The following is a 19345-nucleotide window of genomic DNA, read 5'->3' as shown; positions in this document are numbered from 1 at the left end:
TAGGCCCGATAAGCGCCAGCCCCATCGGGCACAATCCTCACATCACCTGCAATAAACCATACCCTACCAGCGCCGCCCATATCAGCATCGGCACCGAATACCAATGAAAACGCCACCAGATCCGTCGATCGTTTGCCATCCGTAAAGCAATAAGATTCGCCAGCGATCCCGGCAACAACCCAAAACCGCCCACATTGACCGCCCAGGCCAGCAGCAGCGTTGGCGGGACGTAGTTCAGCAGCAAAATCGTGCTGGGAACATTACTGATAAACTGCGACAGGCCAATGGCCGTCAACCAAAGCCCCGGTGCTGACAGCGTGCCAATCTGGTGGGTAATCTCCTGCAAGGCCGGGAGTTGCGTCAGCAAGTGCACATCAATGAACATCGCCATAAACACCAACAGCAGTGTCCAATCCACGCTGAGGATCACGCGGCGAGCCAGCACCATGAATCCTGCCGCGACGATCGCCAGGCCCCACAGCTCTTGTTTTAACTCCAGTGCCGCCAGGAAAATGATATACAGCCCCAGACAGCTCCACACCAGGCGCGGTTGCCAGTCAGGCGCGCGCGTACCGGTATGATAATGCAATGCTTTATGCGGGAAACTGAACCAGCACAGCACCACCAGCGTCAGCATCATGGTCCCCGCAAGCGGCGCCATCTGCCAGGTAAACGCGGTAAACGATAAGCCGGAGCGTCCCCACATCAGAATGTTTTGCGGATTACCTATTGGCGTAAGCAACGATCCGGCGTTTACCGCCAGCGCCTCAAAGATAATCAGGCGATTTACAGGAATGGCACACAATTTTTTCAGGGTGATCGTCAGCGGAACAACAATAAACAGCGCAACATCGTTGGTCAGAAACGTCGACAGCAGCGCCGCCGCCAGCACCATAAATATCGCCAATTGACGTTCGGTGTTAAAGCGCCGGGTCATCTTGCGCCCTAACACATCGAAGTAACCGCTTAGCTCCACGCCTTTGGTCAGTAACATCAGGCCGCTAAGCGTAATAATCGTGTGCCAGTCTATCGCCCCCGGCCACGACCGTGGCGTAAATGGCACGAACAGGCTCAGTACAACCCCGACGATGATTAACAGCTGAAAAAAGCGATCGCGCTGTAAGGCGCGTAGTAAAGGAAAACTCATTCAGAGCCTGTGCCTTGCTGTTGCGTAAACCGGCTAAAAGCCTCCAGCGTTTCCTTACTGACGTGATGCTCCATTCCCTCCGCGTCGCGACGGGCAATTTCCGGGCTGATACCTAACATCAGCAGGAAATTCTCCACAATCTGGTGACGCTCCCGACTCTCCAGAGCCAGTCGTTCACCTTCTGCGGTTAAAAAAACGCCCCGCCAGGGGATCATTTCAATCAACCCAACTGAAGCAAGACGCTTAAGCATTTTAGCAACCGTCGGCTGGGAAACCCCAAGCCGTGCTGCCATATCTACCTGGCGCGCTTCACCCACCTCAATAATGAGATCGGAAATCAGCTCTACGTAGTCATCAATCAGCTCACGGCGATGTGCCTCCCGGACCTGACGAAATCCTTCAACGTGTTCTTCGACATTCACCAATTGCGTCACTTTTTTTGTTGTTGGCATACCTGCGCGACGACTCATTCTGCTTCCTCGTTACTGTGACGCGTTAACGGCATCTGATTAGAGAACGCTCATTGTAAACCAGAGTTGCGTGGGCACAAAAAATTAACGTTTTAGCAATAGCTATATAATATAGCCTGTGCTATATCTGTATATAATAAAGACATCCCTCAAGGACTGATGGGATCGTGAAGTCAGGAGGTTTATATGAATGAATTTAAGAGGTGTATACGCGTGTTTAGCCACTCTCCCTTTAAAGTACGGTTAATGCTGATCTCTATGCTGTGCGACATGATTAACAGCAAACCAGAGCAGGATAAACCTGCAGATAAATAATGCGGCGTCGCGGTACGCCGCTTCATTTTCCTGCCGTAACTCGGATACGGTGATCGTTTTCGTGCCAATAACCCTTCTTTTTGTCAGTTTTGCCACGCCCCTCGCAAAACAATTTCTTAGTAGTAGTTGACCTTCTCTTGCACACACTCTATCTTTTCGCAGCCCTGCATATATTGCGGCTCGCGGATGCGGACCCTATCCCCCTTCTCGCTCTCTCAGGCAGGCAATGACCCTTAGCGCCAGGGTAAGCACATGGCGTTTTTGTAACAGTGGCATATGAATTTAACCCTCAAAGATTCAATCATTGCTCGTAGCCGGGCGATTAGTCCGTGGACTGGCCTCTATTTCTTACAGTCTCTGCTGATCAACCTTGCGCTGGGCTATCCGCTTAGCCTGCTCTATAGCGTTGCTTTCACCTGTATATTGATGCTGCTGTGGCGCAGCGCGCCGCGTGCGCAGAAAGTGCTGATTGGCATTTGCTCGCTGGTAGCGGCAATGTACTTCCCGTTTGGCCAGGCTTACGGTTCGCCGAACTTCAATACCTTGCTGGCGCTGCACTCAACCAATATGGAAGAGTCTACTGAAATCCTGACCATCTTCCCCTGGTACAGTTATCTGGTTGGGGTGTTTATTTTCGCCCTCGGTGTTATCGCCGTACGCCGTAAAAAAGAGGTGCTGCAGCGTAGCTGGAACAAGTTCGACAGCATTTGTTTGCTGTTCAGCGTTGTCGCGTTCTTTGTAACCCCGGTGCAAAACCTGGCCTGGGGCGGCGTGTTCAAGCTGAAAGACACTGGCTATCCGGTTTTCCGCTTTGCCAAGGACGTTATCGTTAATAACAACGAAGTGCTCGACGAACAAGAGCGTATGGCGAAGCTGGCGAGCGTGAAAGACAGCTGGACGGTAACCGCCGTGAAGCCGAAGTATCATACCTACGTGGTGGTCATCGGCGAAAGCGCCCGCCGCGATGCGTTAGGCGCTTTTGGTGGTCACTGGGATAACACGCCGTTTGCCAGTTCCGTTAACGGCTACATCTTCGCGGATTACATCGCGGCAAGCGGTTCGACCCAAAAATCACTCGGCCTGACGTTAAATCGGGTGGTCGACAATAAACCCCAGTTCCAGGATAACTTTGTCACTCTGGCTAACCGCGCGGGATTCCAGACGTGGTGGTTCTCCAATCAGGGACAGATTGGTGAATACGATACGGCCATCGCCAGCATTGCGAAGCGAGCTGATGAAGTTCAGTTCCTCAAAAGTGGTGATTTCGAAGCGGATAAAAATACCCGTGACGAAGCGTTGTTGAAGATGACCGCCCAGGTGCTGGCAACCGAGCGCACTCAGCCACAGCTTATCGTGCTGCATTTAATGGGCTCGCATCCGCAGGCCTGCGACCGTACGCAGGGTAAATACGAGACTTTCGTCCAGTCGAAAGAGACATCTTGCTATCTGTACACCATGACGCAGACGGATGACCTGCTGCGCCAGCTTTACGATCAGTTACGTAACAGCGGTAACAGCTTCTCGATGGTCTATTTCTCCGATCATGGCCTCGCGTTTAAAGAGCGGGGGAAAGAGGTGCAGTACCTGGCGCATGACGATCAGTTCCAGCAGAATTTCCAGGTACCATTTATGGTGCTGTCGAGCGATGATAAAGCGCACCGGGTGATTAAAGCCCGTCGCTCCGCCAATGATTTCCTCAGCTTTTTCTCGCAGTGGACGGGGATAAGCGCGAAGGAAATCACCAACAGCTATCGCTTTATTTCAGAGAAAAAGGCTGGCCCGGTGTATATCACCAACTTCAAATTGCAGAAGGTGGACTACAACCATCTGGGTACCGACATCTTTGAGACCAAATCTCGTTAATCTCTGAGTTGCGCACAAAAAAAATCCGCCCCGAGAGGCGGATTTTTGTATCACCGAAGTGATTAGAAGCGGTAACCCACGCCAGCGATCCAGGTGCCAACGTCAACGCTACGAATACGGCTCTGCTCGTAGGAGAAGTCCAGAGCAACGTTTTCGATCGGGTTGAACTGCAGACCAGCACCGTAAGAGAAACCGTAGTCACTGGTGGTGTGGTTATCAGCCGGGGATGCAGCGTTCTGGAATTTACCGTAGCCAACACCCACTACACCGTAGATGCTTGCCCAGTCGTTCAGACGGTAAGCCGGGCCAGCAGTGATGCCGTAGTACTGGGTTTTGTTGTAGTCGCCAGACGCATCGGTACGATCTTTTTCAGTGTAAGTGAAGGAACCGATAACACCCAGCGGGTTGCTGTCCTGCTCGTAGCGATACTTCAGGTTAAAACCGTTCATTTTGTTCGCTGCGCCCTGAGCATCGCTCTGAGCGTAACCACCGGTAACGGTAGAAGTCGCAGCTACAGCAGTACCTGCGGAGAAAGCCAGAACAGCGGCCAGTGCTGAAAGACATGCAATTTTTTTCATAACCACCTCAAATGTGCTTCAAGTAAATCCTAAGTTTTAAATATACCAAAAATTGATGGGAAACTCTTTGCGATTCGCGATGTCTAACGGGGTCTTTCATGTAACAGAACGTTTCAGAAACCCGCTATCTCTTTCAATTAACATCACTTTTCTAACCTAAAATGCCATTATTGCGCGCACAATATGGCACATTCATCCAGAATATTCCTAATCACACAGATTATTAATCCATCACTTTCATGCCATTGTACGGAACTGAGCAATTTTTTTTTCAACGAATACTCAACCAGCGGTGCGTATTTCCATTACACTCGCTGTTTTACTTTTCTATACATCACGTCATCCGTGTCGTAGCAAATTTGCAACGTCACGCAGATGAAGGCGTGTAATTATCATTTGACAGGAGAAAGGATGCCGGGGTCGTCACGTAAAGCGCCAGTCTGGTTGCCTATTTTGGTTTTGCTTATTGCTATGTCCTCCATTCAAAGCGGAGCATCTCTGGCAAAATCGCTATTCCCACTCGTCGGTGCGCCGGGCGTTACCGCATTGCGCCTTGCGCTGGGCACCCTCATCCTTATTGCCTTCTTTAAACCCTGGCGTTTGCGATTCGCCAAAGAACAACGCCTGCCGCTGCTGTTTTATGGTCTGTCTCTGGGCGGGATGAACTATCTCTTCTATCTGTCAATCCAGACCGTCCCGCTGGGAATTGCCGTAGCGCTGGAGTTCACCGGCCCGCTCGCGGTAGCACTGTTTTCATCCCGACGTCCGGTGGATTTCATTTGGGTTGCACTGGCTGTACTCGGGCTTTGGTTCCTGCTGCCGTTAGGTCAGGACGTTTCTCACGTGGATTTAACCGGTGCTGCGCTGGCGCTGGGCGCTGGCGCCTGCTGGGCAATCTATATTCTTACCGGGCAGCGTGCCGGCGCGGAACATGGTCCGGCGACCGTTGCGGTAGGGTCATTAATTGCGGCGCTGATTTTTGTACCCATCGGCGCGCTCCAGGCTGGGGATGCCTTGTGGCACTGGTCCATTCTGCCGTTAGGCCTGGCCATTGCGGTCCTCTCCACTGCGCTTCCCTACTCGCTGGAGATGATTGCGTTGACGCGGCTGCCAACACGCACTTTTGGTACTCTGATGAGTATGGAACCTGCACTGGCTGCGGTTTCAGGAATGATCTTCCTCGGTGAAACGCTGACGCTTGTCCAGACGCTCGCTCTGGGCGCCATTATTGTCGCATCAATGGGTTCGACGCTCACTATTCGCAAAGAACCACAAATTAAGCAAGTTGACGTGAATTAACCACTTAATATTCTGCATGGTTTGCATAATCATGCAGAATATCCAATTGTAAATCTGCGTGATAATTATTCTAATAAATATAATTTTCTCATCTGCATATTTCTTGAAATTTTTACATTAACATAAAAATAACACACCTCCATTAATAACCACTATATCCATATGATTTTATTAGTTATTTCATATCCACCCATCTCTTCGCTATTAAAGTGATAGGTAACACCAGAAAAATAAATCCAAAATTCACGCTATACTTATTCCCGTTGAAGAGCTGGGACATAATTATCAAGAGGATATGAAAATATGAGTACCGCAAAACTGGTAAAAACAAAAGCATCTGCCCTCCTTTATACCCGCAACGATGTAACAGATAGCGAAAAGAAAGCGACCGTAGAGCTGCTGAATCAGCAAGTGATCCAGTTCATCGACCTGTCTTTGATCACCAAACAGGCTCACTGGAACATGCGCGGCGCGAACTTCATTGCTGTGCATGAAATGCTCGATGGCTTCCGTACTGCCCTGACCGATCACCTCGACACCATGGCTGAGCGCGCCGTACAGTTAGGCGGTGTGGCATTGGGTACCACCCAGGTTATTAACAGCAAAACGCCTCTGAAAAGCTATCCGCTGGATATCCATAGCGTACAGGACCACTTAAAAGAGCTGGCCGATCGTTATGCCGTCGTCGCTAACAGCGTCCGTAAAGCCATTAGCGAAGCAAAAGACGAAGATACAGCAGATATCTTCACCGCCGCTTCACGCGACCTCGACAAATTCCTGTGGTTTATCGAAGCCAACATTGAATAACAGCAGACATAAGAATTACCTATATAACCCTCGCCCTGGCGGGGGTTTTGCACATCTATGGTGCATGACATTGATCGTTCGTCACTCCAAAGTAAATTATTTGTAATAATTACTTCACACAATCGTTAACGAAAGATTGTTTTATCAACAATTTTTACGCTAAATAGTCATACCGTTTGCACTGTGTCAGGTACGCACCAAATGAGTGCCCCAAAACAGTGCAGATTGCCCACTTTGCCCTACTTATTGTGCAGAGAAACGAGACACCCTCTTGTTAAAACAATGAGTTGCAAAACTGGCACGATTTTTTCATTAAGCCATATGTTCTCGCAGGGGATCGCCCCGTGGATATAAAAGGAAATCCTATGAAGTCTGTATTAAAAGTCTCACTGGCTGCACTTACCCTGGCTTTTGCGGTGTCCTCCCATGCCGCAGATAAGAAACTGGTTGTCGCAACCGACACCGCATTTGTACCGTTCGAATTCAAACAGGGTGACAAATACGTTGGTTTTGATGTGGATCTGTGGGCTGCCGTGGCCAAAGAACTGAAGCTGGATTATGAACTGAAACCAATGGATTTCAGCGGCATCATCCCGGCTCTGCAAACCAAGAATATCGACCTGGCGCTGGCGGGTATCACCATCACTGATGAGCGTAAAAAAGCGATCGACTTCTCTGACGGCTACTACAAAAGCGGTCTGTTAGTGATGGTCAAAGCGAATAATAACGACGTGAAAAGCGTGAAAGATCTGGATGGTAAAGTCGTCGCTGTGAAGAGCGGCACGGGTTCCGTTGATTACGCGAAAGCTAACATCAAAACCAAAGATCTGCGTCAGTTCCCGAATATCGATAACGCATATATGGAACTGGGCACCAACCGCGCAGACGCCGTACTGCACGACACGCCAAACATTCTTTACTTCATCAAAACCGCTGGCAACGGTCAGTTCAAAGCAGTAGGCGAATCCCTGGAAGCCCAGCAGTACGGTATCGCCTTCCCGAAAGGCAGCGATGAACTGCGTGAGAAAGTGAACGGCGCGCTGAAAACGCTGAAAGAGAACGGCACATACAACGAAATCTACAAAAAATGGTTCGGTACCGAACCTAAATAACAAGAACGTTCTGTAACGCCCGGTAGCGCCAGCGCCGCCGGGCCTGCAATTTTGAGTCATCGCGTTATGGCTCATTACTTTTCTCACCACGGTAACAGGAACGAAATATGCAGTTTGACTGGAGTGCCATCTGGCCCGCCATCCCGCTTTTGATTGAAGGCGCCAAAATGACCCTGTGGATCTCGGTCCTCGGTCTGGCAGGCGGTCTGATAATCGGGCTTGCAGCAGGGTTTGCGCGTACTTTCGGCGGTTGGATAGCCAACCACGTAGCGCTGGTGTTTATCGAAGTCATTCGCGGTACGCCAATCGTTGTGCAGGTGATGTTTATTTACTTTGCCCTGCCAATGGCATTTAACGATTTACGCATTGATCCCTTTAGCGCCGCCGTTGTCACCATCATGATCAACTCCGGCGCCTATATTGCGGAAATCACCCGCGGCGCGGTGCTCTCAATCCATAAAGGATTCAGTGAAGCCGGACTGGCGCTTGGGCTTTCACGTACAGAGACTATCCGCCACGTTATTTTACCTCTCGCGCTGCGTCGTATGCTGCCACCGCTGGGCAACCAGTGGATCATCAGCATTAAAGATACCTCGCTGTTTATTGTCATTGGCGTCGCTGAACTGACCCGTCAGGGCCAGGAAATCATTGCCGGTAACTTCCGCGCACTGGAAATCTGGAGCGCCGTTGCGGTGTTCTATCTGATCATTACGCTGGTGCTGAGCTTCATTCTGCGTCGTCTGGAAAGAAGGATGAAAATCCTGTGATTGAATTTAAAAACGTTTCTAAGCACTTTGGCCCAACCCAGGTGCTGCACAATATTGACCTGAACATTCAGCAGGGCGAAGTGGTGGTAATTATCGGGCCATCCGGGTCCGGTAAATCAACCCTGCTGCGCTGCATTAACAAACTGGAAGAGATAACCTCTGGCGATCTGATCGTCGACGGTCTGAAGGTAAACGATCCAAAGGTAGACGAGCGGTTAATCCGCCAGGAAGCCGGGATGGTGTTTCAGCAGTTCTACCTGTTCCCGCATCTGACGGCGCTGGAAAACGTCATGTTCGGACCACAGCGCGTACGCGGGGCGAATAAAGAACAGGCCGAGAAACTGGCTAAAGAGCTGCTGGCGAAAGTAGGTCTGGCCGAGCGTGCGCATCACTACCCTTCTGAGCTGTCTGGCGGTCAACAGCAGCGTGTGGCGATCGCCCGTGCGCTAGCGGTGAAGCCGAAAATGATGCTGTTTGATGAGCCAACCTCAGCGCTGGACCCGGAACTGCGCCACGAAGTTCTGAAAGTTATGCAGGATCTGGCGGAGGAAGGGATGACCATGGTCATTGTGACCCACGAAATCGGCTTTGCCGAAAAAGTGGCTTCACGCCTGATTTTCATTGATAAGGGACGTATTGCCGAAGACGGTAATCCGCAGGCCCTGATTGAAAATCCGCCCAGCCAACGTTTACAGGAATTCTTGCAGCACGTTTCCTGATAGCTCTCCCTCCCTTCGCCTGAAGGGAGGTTTTTCACCAGAATCCTCTCATTTCATTTCTCCCCCGCCCTGACATCTATACTTATCCTTTTGAATTTATTTTCTCATGGGAGGAGTCATGCGCTGGATCCTGTTCATCTTTGTTTGTCTGGTGAGTCTCCCGACTCAGGCGGTGACGATACCTGGCGTCACTACGCCAACGTCAACCAACGCGCAAACCGCGCCGGCGAAAGAGCCGAATGTTGAACAGAAGAAAGCGGCCTACGGCGCACTGGCTGATGTGCTGGAAAATGACGCCTCGCGCCAGGAACTGATCGGTCAGTTACGCAAAGTGGCGACAGCGCCCCCTGCCGAACCGGTGCCAACCATTGTTCCGCCCACGTTAACGGAAGAAAAAACGGTGCTGGAAAACGTCACGGATGTCACCCGCCACTACGGTGAGGCGCTCTCCAGCCGCTTTGCTCAGCTTTACCGCAATATTACCGATGCACCACACAAGACCTTCAACCCGCAAACGTTCACCAATGCCCTGACCCATTTTTTAATGCTGGCGGCGTCAGTGTTCGGTTTTTTCTGGCTGCTTCGCCTGTGCGCGCTGCCGCTGTATCGCAAAATGGGGCAATGGGCACGACGGAAAAACCGCGAACGCAGCAACTGGCTCCAGCTTCCGGCAATGATCGTCGGCGCATTCATTATCGATTTGCTTCTGCTGGCGCTGACTTTGTTTGTCGGGCAGATACTGAGCGACAGAATGAACGCCGGTAGCCGCACTATCGCCTTTCAGCAAAGTCTGTTTCTCAATGCCTTTGCGCTGATTGAGTTCTTCAAAGCCATTCTGCGCCTGATATTTTGCCCAACGGTGGCCGAACTGCGCCCGTTTAACATTCAGGATGCCGGTGCGCGCTACTGGAATCGCCGTTTAAGTTCATTGAGCAGCCTGATTGGATACGGACTTATCGTTGCCGTTCCCATTATCTCGAATCAGGTCAACGTGCAGGTCGGCGCGATGGCCAACGTCATCATCATGCTGTGTATCACGCTATGGGCGCTGTACCTGATTTTCAGAAACAAGAAAGAGATAACGCAGCATTTGCTGAATCTGGCGGAAAGATCGTTAGCGTTTTTCAGCCTGTTTATCCGCGCCTTTGCGCTGGTATGGCATTGGCTGGCCAGCGCCTACTTCATTGTGCTGTTTTTCTTCTCGCTGTTTGATCCGGGCAACAGCCTGAAATTCATGATGGGCGCTACGCTGCGCAGTCTGGTAATCATTGGAATTGCCGCCTTTGTTTCCGGCATGTTTTCCCGCTGGATAGCCAAAACTATTACCCTTTCGCCACACACCCAGCGCAGCTATCCGGAACTACAAAAACGGTTGAATGGCTGGCTGTCGACGGCGTTAAGCGTGGCCAGGATCCTGACGGTGTGCGTCGCGGTAATGCTGCTACTGAATGCCTGGGGATTGTTCGACTTCTGGAACTGGCTGCATTACGGCGCAGGAGAAAAAACGGTGGATATCCTGATCCGTATCGCACTGATTTTATTCTTCTCCGCCATCGGCTGGACGATCCTTGCCAGCCTGATTGAAAATCGTCTGGCTTCCGATATTCACGGCCGCCCGCTCCCCAGCGCCCGTACCCGCACCCTGCTGACGCTGTTTCGCAACGCGCTGGCGGTGATCATCAGCACGATCACCATCATGATTGTGCTATCCGAAATTGGCGTCAATATCGCGCCCTTACTGGCCGGGGCCGGGGCGCTGGGGCTGGCTATCTCTTTCGGCTCGCAAACGCTGGTAAAAGATATTATTACCGGGATCTTTATTCAGTTCGAAAATGGCATGAACACAGGTGACCTGGTGACTATCGGCCCACTCACCGGTACGGTTGAACGGATGTCCATCCGCTCTGTGGGCGTCCGTCAGGACACCGGGGCGTACCATATCATTCCCTGGTCATCGATAACGACCTTCGCCAACTTTGTGCGCGGGATTGGATCGGTCGTCGCCAATTACGACGTAGACCGCCATGAGGATGCAGATAAAGCGAATCAGGCGTTGAAAGACGCTGTGGCTGCAGTGATGGAACAGGACGATATTCGCGGGCTGATTATTGGCGAGCCGTCGTTTGCCGGGATTGTGGGGTTAACCAATACGGCCTTCACGCTACGGGTCTCATTTACCACATTACCGCTGAAACAGTGGACGGTACGTTTCGCGCTCGACAGCCAGGTGAAGAAATACTTCGATCTGGCCAACGTACGCGCGCCGGTACAGACCTATCAGGTTTTGCCTGCACCGGTGAATGGCCCTGCGTCGGCAGCAAGCGAACCGCTGCCGCCAACCGAGCCAACGCTTTAGCGTTTACGCGCCATAAAACGGCGACGCTGATCGTTATCCATAAAGGTCCAGGCAATAAAGCGACTCTGCTTTTGCCCTTGGGCCATCTCTTTCTTAACCACTTTCACCGCGCCCGCATCCGTTAACGCATGGTACAGCGGAGGCAAATTCTCACCGCGCGAAACCAGCGTGGTGAACCACATCACCTGACGGCCAAAGGCCTGGCTTTCGGCGATCATTTTTTTGATGAACGCCACTTCACCGCCTTCACACCACAGCTCCTGCTGCTGCCCGCCAAAGTTCAGCGCATCATCTTTATCCTGCCCCAGATTACGACGTTTGCGCTCGCTTCCGGCGCGGGCTGAAGCCGCAGAATCATGGAATGGCGGGTTACACAATGTGGCTTCGTATTGCTCATTCTTGTGAATGATACCGTTGAAGATTGCCGTAGCATCTTTCTGGCGACGCAGACGAATTGCGCGAGTTAACCCCGGATTGGCATTTACGATCGCCTGAGCGCTGTTAAACGCTTCGCTACTGGTCTCACTGCCGGTGAATCGCCAGCCGTATTCATGCACGCCGATCAGCGGATAAATACAGTTTGCCCCAACTCCCACGTCCAGCACGCTCGCATTTGCCGGAATGGTTCCGCTGGTTTCACCTAACAGGTCGGCCAGATGGTGAATGTAGTCAGCGCGACCAGGAACCGGCGGGCACAGAAAACCGTCTGGAATATCCCAGTTTTTCACCGCATAAAAATGCGCCAGCAGTGCTTTATTGAGCGCCTTCACTGCCTGCGGATTCGCGAAATCAACACTCTGCTCGCCGCCTGGCGTGAGGGTGAGAAATTGCGTCAACTCGGGTGTAACCTGGCATAAAGTCGCAAGATCATAACGGCCATTGTGGCGGTTACGTGGGTGTAATCCCGGTTTCTGGGGGGACATAGCATTCTCCTTTTAACAGCGGCGTAAGATACCCGCATAACGCCACGCGGTAAACACACAGCAAGGAAATTTGCTTTTTTTATACCTATTTGATGGCTTGCTGATTGTTCAAAAAACAGACATCTCATCACCAGTTTTTTGCGGTAAATGTTATCCACTGACGGCCTAAACTTATCAGGCACGACCTGTTGTTTCTCAGAGGATATCACCATGAAGAAATGCCTCACATTCCTTGCCGCTACCGTACTGACCGGCATGACATTTGCGTCCTTTGCTGCACAGCCCTACACCAGCCCCCAAACCGGCCAGCTACAAGCTTCCGGCACTGTTTTCGCTACCGGAGCTTCTAACCTGAGCGATCTCGAAGACAAGCTGGCAGAGAAAGCGAAAGAGCAAGGCGCAAAAGGCTTTGTCGTCAATTCTGCGGGCGGTAAAAACCAGATGTACGGCAGCGCAACTATCTATAAGTAGTCCCTCACCTTAGCCCAACTGCATTCACCCCGAATGCAGTTTGCTACCTACTGTTCACGTCGTTCACCGCTTAAATTGTAATCATCGTGTAGCAATTTTGAGTCCAATGTAAATAAATGTATTTATTTTTGAATTAATGAATGCTAAAACGTCGCACTGATTAGTAATGCTTATCAAAATCATTATCAATTACACGTTCACTCCCGCGAGGCCTGCAGGGTATAACATCCACAGAGATGTCCCTTCGCGCGAGTGAAACCGTCTACTCAAAAAATAATAAGTCACTCACTAACATGGATAAAAATCGCAATTTGCCTGCCAGTAGTTTTCATTCACTGACTTTTTTTGCCGGTCTGTGTATTGGCCTGTCTCCGGTAGCTCAGGCTGTCGCCGCGGGCGATCAAGATAAAAAACAAGAAGATACGTTGGTTGTTGAAGCGGCCAAACCTTCGTTATACGCCCCAACGCAGTCTGCCGACCCTAAGTTCTCCCGCCCGGTAGCGGATACAACCCGCACCATGACAGTGATTTCTGAGCAGGTGATTAAGGATCAAGGTGCAACCAATCTGACCGATGCGCTGAAAAACGTACCGGGCGTTGGCGCGTTTTTCGCCGGTGAGAACGGTAACTCCACCACCGGTGACGCGGTGTACATGCGTGGTGCGGATACCTCGAACAGTATTTATATCGACGGTATCCGAGATATTGGCAGCGTTACGCGCGACACTTTCAATACCGAACAGGTTGAAGTGATCAAAGGCCCCTCCGGCACCGACTATGGCCGTAGCGCGCCAACGGGCTCCATCAATATGATCAGCAAACAGCCGCGCACTGACTCAGGGATCGATGCCTCGGCCAGCGTCGGTAGCGCCTGGTTCCGCCGTGGTACGCTGGACATTAACCAGGTCATCGGCGAGACCACCGCTGCACGGTTAAACCTGATGGGTGAAAAAACGCATGATGCCGGTCGCGATAACGTTAAGAATGAACGTTATGGTGTGGCCCCCTCTCTCGCCTTTGGCTTAGGCACTGAGAACCGACTGTATCTGAACTATCTGCATGTCACCCAGCACAACACCCCGGATGGAGGTGTCCCGACCATCGGTCTGCCGGGATATTCCGCGCCTTCCGCGGGGACTGCTGCACTGAATCAGTCAGGAAAAGTGGATACGCATAACTTCTACGGTACCAACTCTGATTACGACGATTCGACGACCGATACCGCAACGATGCGTTTTGAACATGACCTGAACGACAGCACCACTATTCGCAACACCACCCGCTGGTCACGCATTAAGCAGGATTATCTGATGACGGCGGTGATGGGCGGCGCGACTAACATCACTCAACCCACCAGCAGCGTCGACACCTGGACCTGGTCACGCCTGGCTAATACCAAAGATGTCAGCAATAAGATCCTGACCAACCAGACCAACCTGACCTCAAAATTTTACACCGGATCCATCGGTCACGACATCAGCACCGGCGTGGAGCTAACGCGTGAAACGCAAACCAACTATGGTGTAAACCCGATCACCCCGCCGCCGGTAAATATCTATCATCCCGACAGCAATGTGAATATCGGCGGATTGTCTCGTAACGGCGCTAATGCTAACGGGCAAACCGATACCTTCGGTGTATACGCCTTTGATACGCTACAGATTACCCGTGAGTTTGAACTAAACGGTGGTATTCGCCTCGACAATTACCGCACGGAATATGACAGCGCCACCGCTTGCGGCGCTTCTGGTCGCGGCGCGGTCGCGTGTCCGACAGGCGTGGCGAAAGGTTCTCCGGTCACCACCGTGGATACTGCCAAATCAGGCAATCTGGTGAACTGGAAAGCGGGCGCGCTGTATCACCTGACCGATAACGGTAACGTTTACATTAACTACGCCGTTTCTCAGCAACCGCCGGGCGGCAGCAACTTTGCCCTCGCTCAGGGCGGAAGCGGTAACAGTGCGAACCGTACCGATTTCAAACCGCAGAAAGCGAAAACCAGCGAGATCGGCACCAAATGGGAGGTGCTGGATAAGCGCCTGCTGTTAACTGCCGCGATTTTCCGTACGGATATTGAGAACGAAGTTGAGCAGAACGACGACGGCACATATTCCCAGTACGGGGAGAAGCGCGTTGAAGGTTACGAACTCTCGGTAGCAGGGAACATCACTCCCGCATGGCAGGTTATTGGGGGTTACACCCAGCAGCGCGCGACGATCCACAGCGGCAAAAACGTTGCTCAGGATGGTTCTTCATCCCTGCCGTATACGCCAGAACATGCGTTCACGCTGTGGAACCAGTATCAGGCTACCGATGATATCTCTGTTGGCGCGGGCGCTCGCTACGTGGGCAGTATGCATCGCGGTTCCGACGGGGCCGTGGGTACGCCATCCTACACCGAAGGTTACTGGGTCGCCGACGCAAAACTGGGGTATCGCGTGAATCGCAATCTCGATTTCCAGTTGAACGTCTATAACCTGTTCGACACCGATTATGTATCCTCCATTAACAAGAGCGGATACCGTTACCATCCGGGTGAGCCAAGAACCTTCCTGCTCACGGCAAATATGCATTTCTGATCTTTTACGTGGGGCGTAAGCCCCACTTTCAGGAGAAACACTGATGATGTATCACATTCCCGGCATTCTGTCGGCGCAGGATGTCACCTGGTTTCGCGAACAACTGGACGCTGCCGACTGGGTTGATGGACGCGCAACCACCGGCGCTCAGGGTGCGCAGGTTAAAAACAACCAGCAGGTGGATACGCAAAGTGAGCGTTACAGCGTTTTACAACAGGCGGTACAAAACGCGGTGAACAACAGCGCGTTATTCTTCGCCGCTGCATTACCGAAAACGCTTTCCACACCGCTGTTCAATCGCTACCAGCACAACGAGACCTACGGTTTTCACGTTGACGGCGCGGTGCGTAGTCATCCGGAAAACGGCTGGATGCGCACAGATCTTTCCGCCACCTTATTCCTGAGTAATCCCGACGATTATGAGGGAGGAGAGCTGCTGGTCAATGACACCTACGGCCAGCATGCGGTAAAACTTCCGGCAGGCGATCTGGTACTTTACCCTTCCAGCAGCCTGCACTGCGTTACGCCGGTGACCCGTGGGGTTCGGGTGGCATCCTTTATGTGGATCCAGTCGATGATCCGGGACGACAAAAATCGCGCCATGCTTTTTGAACTGGATAAAAACATCCAGTCCCTGAAGACACGTCATGGGGAGAGTAGCGAGATCCTGTCGCTTCTCAATCTCTACCATAACCTGCTGCGCGAATGGTCTGAAATCTGATACCGCTGACGCGTGGTCGTTTTTCAGCCATCACATTCGCTATACTTATTCTGTAGACATCAGCAGGAGGTAGGTATGGCATCCGGATGGGCAAATGACGACGCTGTTAACGAACAGATCAACAATACTATTGAAGATGCTGTTGCCCGCGCCCGCGGTGAGTTACCGACGGGGGAAAGTCTGTATGAATGCGAAGAATGTGGTAATCCAATCCCTCAGGCCAGACGGGAGGCCGTGCCCGGCGTACGCTTGTGCATCACATGCCAGCAGGATAAAGATTCACATAGCGCAGGATTTTCAGGATATAATCGCAGAGGTTCGAAAGACAGCCAGCTACGTTGACTTATCTTTACCGAAAGTTTCAGCGCATACGATTTCCTTTACGAGCACGCTTTTTTGCACTCTGTGTAGCAAAATGTGCCGTTGTCGGTTTCTCTGTAAAGCGCAATGACAAGAACTGTAAATCCCTCTTTCGAATTTATTAATATTCAATAAGTTATTTGTCATTCAATTTTTTTGATTGACGTCGTCAATTCTATTCGATTTTATCTCGCATAAAAAAACGTGATACTTCTCACATCGACGAAACAACGTCTTCTTAAAGAACACTGACTAACAGAACAAACCTGCGAGAAATTAATCATGAAAAATATCAAATTTGCTGTTGCCGCCATCGCTCTGTCTACCCTGTCATTTGGCGTTTTCGCTGCCGAGCCAGTTTCCTCTACTCAGGCGCAAAACATGAACAAAATTGGTGTGGTATCTGCTGACGGCGCCACCACGCTGGACGGCCTGGAAGCAAAACTGGCTGAAAAAGCGACTGCTGCTGGCGCAACGGGTTACAGCATCACTTCTGCTATCGGCAAAGACAAAATGAGCGGCACCGCGGTTATCTATAAATAACCGAAAGATTACCTGTACGACCCAATGCTCCAACCCTCATTGACCCTGTTTGTTACCCTTTGTTTGCCCGTCCGCCACTGGACGGGCTTTTTTTTTGCTTAGTGTTCCAGTCGTTGACGGAATTCCTGCAACACGGCGTCTGGCATCCCTATTTGCAACGCCGCCTCGCAAATCGCCTGCCAGCTTCCGGCATCCAGCGGAATACCTTGCTCCAGCCGTTCTTCACGAGTATTCACCTCCCACTCCCCTGGCAACAGGATCGGGACATCTTCAGCATGGGGGGACGCTTTCACCCACTTAGCAAATGCCGCGACCTGGTTGTCGCAGTCCGGCGCGCCAAACAGTTCCGGATTCATAATGATGGTCGTCATACAGTTAATGATGGCGTCCGCGCTGGTCTGCAGGCTCTCTTCATGTGTAGTTTTACCACCAGAAAGCGCTCCCCCCATAATTTCGCACATTGCCGCCAGCGCATAACCTTTGTGTTGGGCGAAGGTCAGCAACGACCCCAGCGGAGAGACCTGCATTACGGCGGGATCGGTTGTGGGTACCCCATTAGCATCAATCAGGCATCCCGGAGCCACCGGCTCGCCCTTGTGCCATGCCACGCGGGTTTTGCCAAACGCGATGGCGCTGGTTGCATAGTCCAGCAACAACGGGAACGTATTTTTACGCGGGAACACCACGCAGAAGGGGTTGGTGCCAAATCGACTATCGCGGCCATGAAACGGTGCGACCATCGGGATCCCTACCACATTCACAAAGTGCACCGAAACAAAACCCGCCGCCGCACATTGCTCCGCCCAGTAGCCAATGCGTCCAATATGGTGCGAATTATGTAATGCCACGGCAGCGATACCGTACTGGCGCGCTTTTTCGATCCCAAGCGTAATTGCCTCGTGGGCCGCCACCTGACCAAATGCGCAGTCGCCGTCAAGCGTAATCACCGCTCCCGCATCGTTGACCACTTTGGCATGGCGGTTGATCTGCAGGTGTCCCTGCGAAAATGAGCGAATATAGCTTGGGATCATGCCGATACCGTGGGAGTCGTGGCCGGCGAGGTTAGAGGCTATCAGATGATCGGCCACCAGCCGCGCCTCCAGTTCATTGCTTCCCATCTGGTGAAAAACGGCCTGGATAAAGGCGTGCAGCGTTGGCACATGGAAGCGATGTCCACTGTTCATTGTTATCTCCTGTTGTGTCGCGTGTTGATTGTGGTTCTTATTTTTCAACAAACTATGCTGCGCCACAGCGCTCAGGAGATCAATAAACGTGCAGAAATTTCACGTTGCCGGAAGGCGTGAAGCGACGGGCCAGGCAAATGACCCGTCGGGAGAAAGAAAAATCAGAAGCTTTGCTCGACGCGGTCAAGTCCTTCAGCCAGCGTCGCGGATTCACCGGTTGCTACCAGGCAGCAGGCCATCTGGATTTTCAGCGATGCCGGAACCGGCTCACTGCCCGCCAGACAACGCTCAATCCAGCGCGCGGTAGTTTCCGGGTCTTTAGCCACCGGCAGTGGGACCGGCTCATCGGGCATCTCGCTCTGCCGGTCCTGTAGCACTCGCACGCCGGACGAATCTATCAGGCTTATCTGCGGGCAGCGCTGCGGGTTGGCGTACACTTCACCCTCGGTACCGTGCATCAACAGGGCACGCCCACCGATATCGCCGAAAAATTTCGCCACGCGCGATACGTATTCCGGGTGGGAAACGCTGGAAAGACGCAGCGCGGCATCTTCGGCAAACGGCGTGGCTAATTTAGCCAGCGTATGCGCACTGTTACGCACGCCCATTCGCCAGCGCATCGCCAGCTGTTTTTCCAGCGGAGGACACAGCGCACTCACCGGGATAAACACCGGCTCATGACCATCCAGCTTTGCCTGCGCCTGCCCGGCATGCAGCGTCGGCGCAATCCCCATCAGTTCGAAAATGGTTTCAGTCAGCACGCGGGTTGGATCCTCGCTGACACCGTGCACCACCACCGGGAAGCCCAGCTTATGCAGTAAAATCGCCAGCAGCGGAGTCAAATTTGCCTGCTTGCGCGCGCCATTGTAGCTGGGAATGACAATCGGCATGGGTTTGGCCACTGGCGGAGTCAGGCGAATGGTGTGGTTCTGCATCGCTTCGTAAAAGCCCAGCATCTCCGCTTCGCCTTCGCCTTTAATACGCAGCGCAATCAGTACACCGCCCATCTCAAGATCGGGCACTTCGCCGTTCATCATATGGGTATACAGTCCGCGAGCGGTATCCTTATCCAGGTCACGCGCGTGATTTTTTCCTCGCCCAATCTCTTTGATGATTTTGCGGTAATCCATC

The 19345-nt window shown here is 52.1% G+C and carries 19 protein-coding genes; 13 read left to right on the top strand and 6 right to left on the bottom strand.

The annotated features are described in order from the left end of the window. Window positions 1-37: 37 nt before the first annotated feature. Window positions 38-1147, bottom strand: coding sequence for an anion transporter (locus tag OGV75_RS12585; RefSeq protein ID WP_016152375.1), 1110 nt, complete (start codon window positions 1145-1147; stop codon window positions 38-40). After that, window positions 1144-1617, bottom strand: a complete 474-nt coding sequence (mntR, locus tag OGV75_RS12580) for a manganese-binding transcriptional regulator MntR (RefSeq protein ID WP_275395117.1) — start codon at window positions 1615-1617, stop codon at window positions 1144-1146. Before mntR ends, OGV75_RS12585 begins: the two co-directional genes overlap by 4 nt. A gap of 186 nt (window positions 1618-1803) precedes the next feature. Here mntR and mntS point away from each other — a divergent pair, with 186 nt between their 5' ends. Further along, window positions 1804-1932: a manganase accumulation protein MntS gene (gene mntS / locus OGV75_RS12575; protein WP_016152374.1), complete on the top strand. Its 129-nt coding sequence runs from the start codon at window positions 1804-1806 to the stop codon at window positions 1930-1932. A 276-nt stretch (window positions 1933-2208) separates the two neighbouring features. Beyond that, a complete protein-coding gene (locus tag OGV75_RS12570) occupies window positions 2209-3795 on the top strand; it encodes a phosphoethanolamine transferase (protein ID WP_286480725.1) in 1587 nt (528 codons plus the stop codon). A 62-nt stretch (window positions 3796-3857) separates the two neighbouring features. Here the strand turns inward: OGV75_RS12570 and ompX are convergent, their stop codons facing one another. Beyond that, on the bottom strand, window positions 3858-4373 hold the full coding sequence (gene ompX, locus OGV75_RS12565; protein WP_016152372.1) for an outer membrane protein OmpX: 516 nt from the start codon (window positions 4371-4373) through the stop codon (window positions 3858-3860). Between the two features lie 411 nt (window positions 4374-4784). Here ompX and rhtA point away from each other — a divergent pair, with 411 nt between their 5' ends. The 6 genes from rhtA to ybiO all read left to right on the top strand — a co-directional run bounded on the left by rhtA (window position 4785) and on the right by ybiO (window position 11433). Next, complete coding sequence (gene rhtA, locus OGV75_RS12560) at window positions 4785-5672, top strand: threonine/homoserine exporter RhtA (protein ID WP_016156069.1); 888 nt, start codon at window positions 4785-4787, stop codon at window positions 5670-5672. Between the two features lie 303 nt (window positions 5673-5975). After that, the gene (dps, locus tag OGV75_RS12555) at window positions 5976-6479 is read left to right on the top strand and encodes a DNA starvation/stationary phase protection protein Dps (RefSeq protein ID WP_006685362.1); all 504 of its coding nucleotides are present in this window, start codon (window positions 5976-5978) and stop codon (window positions 6477-6479) included. A 365-nt stretch (window positions 6480-6844) separates the two neighbouring features. Continuing rightward, a complete protein-coding gene (glnH, locus tag OGV75_RS12550) occupies window positions 6845-7591 on the top strand; it encodes a glutamine ABC transporter substrate-binding protein GlnH (RefSeq protein ID WP_016152370.1) in 747 nt (248 codons plus the stop codon). 107 nt (window positions 7592-7698) lie between these two features. Further along, window positions 7699-8358 (top strand): glutamine ABC transporter permease GlnP, encoded by a 660-nt coding sequence (gene glnP, locus OGV75_RS12545; protein ID WP_003035248.1) that lies wholly within the window; start codon window positions 7699-7701, stop codon window positions 8356-8358. After that, a complete protein-coding gene (gene glnQ, locus OGV75_RS12540) occupies window positions 8355-9077 on the top strand; it encodes a glutamine ABC transporter ATP-binding protein GlnQ (protein WP_003035246.1) in 723 nt (240 codons plus the stop codon). Before glnP ends, glnQ begins: the two co-directional genes overlap by 4 nt. Before the next feature lie 118 nt (window positions 9078-9195). Then, window positions 9196-11433: a mechanosensitive channel protein gene (gene ybiO / locus OGV75_RS12535; protein WP_286480724.1), complete on the top strand. Its 2238-nt coding sequence runs from the start codon at window positions 9196-9198 to the stop codon at window positions 11431-11433. On the opposite strand, the gene rlmF is transcribed toward ybiO, so the two are convergent. Beyond that, the gene (gene rlmF, locus OGV75_RS12530) at window positions 11430-12356 is read right to left on the bottom strand and encodes a 23S rRNA (adenine(1618)-N(6))-methyltransferase RlmF (RefSeq protein WP_016152368.1); all 927 of its coding nucleotides are present in this window, start codon (window positions 12354-12356) and stop codon (window positions 11430-11432) included. The genes ybiO and rlmF overlap by 4 nt on opposite strands. 210 nt (window positions 12357-12566) lie before the next feature. Between rlmF and mcbA the strand changes: the two genes are divergently transcribed. The 5 genes from mcbA to ybiJ all read left to right on the top strand — a co-directional run bounded on the left by mcbA (window position 12567) and on the right by ybiJ (window position 17030). Beyond that, complete coding sequence (gene mcbA / locus OGV75_RS12525; RefSeq protein WP_016152367.1) at window positions 12567-12827, top strand: DUF1471 family periplasmic protein McbA; 261 nt, start codon at window positions 12567-12569, stop codon at window positions 12825-12827. 293 nt (window positions 12828-13120) lie between these two features. Then, window positions 13121-15406, top strand: a complete 2286-nt coding sequence (locus tag OGV75_RS12520) for a catecholate siderophore receptor Fiu (protein ID WP_131405756.1) — start codon at window positions 13121-13123, stop codon at window positions 15404-15406. A 43-nt stretch (window positions 15407-15449) separates the two neighbouring features. Continuing rightward, window positions 15450-16127 carry a PKHD-type hydroxylase YbiX gene (gene ybiX, locus OGV75_RS12515; protein ID WP_200013813.1) on the top strand — a complete coding sequence of 226 codons (678 nt, stop codon included), beginning with the start codon at window positions 15450-15452 and terminating at the stop codon, window positions 16125-16127. 75 nt (window positions 16128-16202) lie between these two features. Beyond that, on the top strand, window positions 16203-16469 hold the full coding sequence (locus OGV75_RS12510; RefSeq protein WP_115190789.1) for a DksA/TraR family C4-type zinc finger protein: 267 nt from the start codon (window positions 16203-16205) through the stop codon (window positions 16467-16469). 300 nt (window positions 16470-16769) lie between these two features. Continuing rightward, window positions 16770-17030, top strand: coding sequence for a DUF1471 family protein YbiJ (ybiJ, locus tag OGV75_RS12505; protein WP_016152363.1), 261 nt, complete (start codon window positions 16770-16772; stop codon window positions 17028-17030). Window positions 17031-17128: 98 nt separating this feature from the next. Here the strand turns inward: ybiJ and OGV75_RS12500 are convergent, their stop codons facing one another. Together OGV75_RS12500 and ybiB are read right to left on the bottom strand one after the other, a co-directional pair. Further along, window positions 17129-18214: a malate/lactate/ureidoglycolate dehydrogenase gene (locus tag OGV75_RS12500; protein WP_200013814.1), complete on the bottom strand. Its 1086-nt coding sequence runs from the start codon at window positions 18212-18214 to the stop codon at window positions 17129-17131. Between the two features lie 161 nt (window positions 18215-18375). Beyond that, window positions 18376-19344, bottom strand: a complete 969-nt coding sequence (ybiB, locus tag OGV75_RS12495; RefSeq protein WP_046274638.1) for a DNA-binding protein YbiB — start codon at window positions 19342-19344, stop codon at window positions 18376-18378. Window position 19345: the final 1 nt, after the last annotated feature.

This window comes from Citrobacter sp. Cb028, from assembly GCF_030336705.1.
Classification (GTDB): Bacteria; Pseudomonadota; Gammaproteobacteria; order Enterobacterales; family Enterobacteriaceae; genus Citrobacter; species Citrobacter braakii.
The sequence above is the reverse complement of the archived record's forward strand: the minus strand, read 5'-3'. Positions and strand labels throughout refer to the sequence as shown.

What these genes read in the sequence shown, in the direction of transcription:
- OGV75_RS12585 (WP_016152375.1), bottom strand. Translation starts at nt 1,147, where the DNA reads ATGAGTTTTCCTTTACTACGCGCCTTACAGCGCGATCGCTTTTTTCAG.
- mntR (WP_275395117.1), bottom strand. Translation starts at nt 1,617, where the DNA reads ATGAGTCGTCGCGCAGGTATGCCAACAACAAAAAAAGTGACGCAATTG.
- mntS (WP_016152374.1), top strand. Translation starts at nt 1,804, where the DNA reads ATGAATGAATTTAAGAGGTGTATACGCGTGTTTAGCCACTCTCCCTTT.
- OGV75_RS12570 (WP_286480725.1), top strand. Translation starts at nt 2,209, where the DNA reads ATGAATTTAACCCTCAAAGATTCAATCATTGCTCGTAGCCGGGCGATT.
- ompX (WP_016152372.1), bottom strand. Translation starts at nt 4,373, where the DNA reads ATGAAAAAAATTGCATGTCTTTCAGCACTGGCCGCTGTTCTGGCTTTC.
- rhtA (WP_016156069.1), top strand. Translation starts at nt 4,785, where the DNA reads ATGCCGGGGTCGTCACGTAAAGCGCCAGTCTGGTTGCCTATTTTGGTT.
- dps (WP_006685362.1), top strand. Translation starts at nt 5,976, where the DNA reads ATGAGTACCGCAAAACTGGTAAAAACAAAAGCATCTGCCCTCCTTTAT.
- glnH (WP_016152370.1), top strand. Translation starts at nt 6,845, where the DNA reads ATGAAGTCTGTATTAAAAGTCTCACTGGCTGCACTTACCCTGGCTTTT.
- glnP (WP_003035248.1), top strand. Translation starts at nt 7,699, where the DNA reads ATGCAGTTTGACTGGAGTGCCATCTGGCCCGCCATCCCGCTTTTGATT.
- ybiO (WP_286480724.1), top strand. Translation starts at nt 9,196, where the DNA reads ATGCGCTGGATCCTGTTCATCTTTGTTTGTCTGGTGAGTCTCCCGACT.
- rlmF (WP_016152368.1), bottom strand. Translation starts at nt 12,356, where the DNA reads ATGTCCCCCCAGAAACCGGGATTACACCCACGTAACCGCCACAATGGC.
- mcbA (WP_016152367.1), top strand. Translation starts at nt 12,567, where the DNA reads ATGAAGAAATGCCTCACATTCCTTGCCGCTACCGTACTGACCGGCATG.
- OGV75_RS12520 (WP_131405756.1), top strand. Translation starts at nt 13,121, where the DNA reads ATGGATAAAAATCGCAATTTGCCTGCCAGTAGTTTTCATTCACTGACT.
- ybiX (WP_200013813.1), top strand. Translation starts at nt 15,450, where the DNA reads ATGATGTATCACATTCCCGGCATTCTGTCGGCGCAGGATGTCACCTGG.
- OGV75_RS12510 (WP_115190789.1), top strand. Translation starts at nt 16,203, where the DNA reads ATGGCATCCGGATGGGCAAATGACGACGCTGTTAACGAACAGATCAAC.
- ybiJ (WP_016152363.1), top strand. Translation starts at nt 16,770, where the DNA reads ATGAAAAATATCAAATTTGCTGTTGCCGCCATCGCTCTGTCTACCCTG.
- OGV75_RS12500 (WP_200013814.1), bottom strand. Translation starts at nt 18,214, where the DNA reads ATGAACAGTGGACATCGCTTCCATGTGCCAACGCTGCACGCCTTTATC.
- ybiB (WP_046274638.1), bottom strand. Translation starts at nt 19,344, where the DNA reads ATGGATTACCGCAAAATCATCAAAGAGATTGGGCGAGGAAAAAATCAC.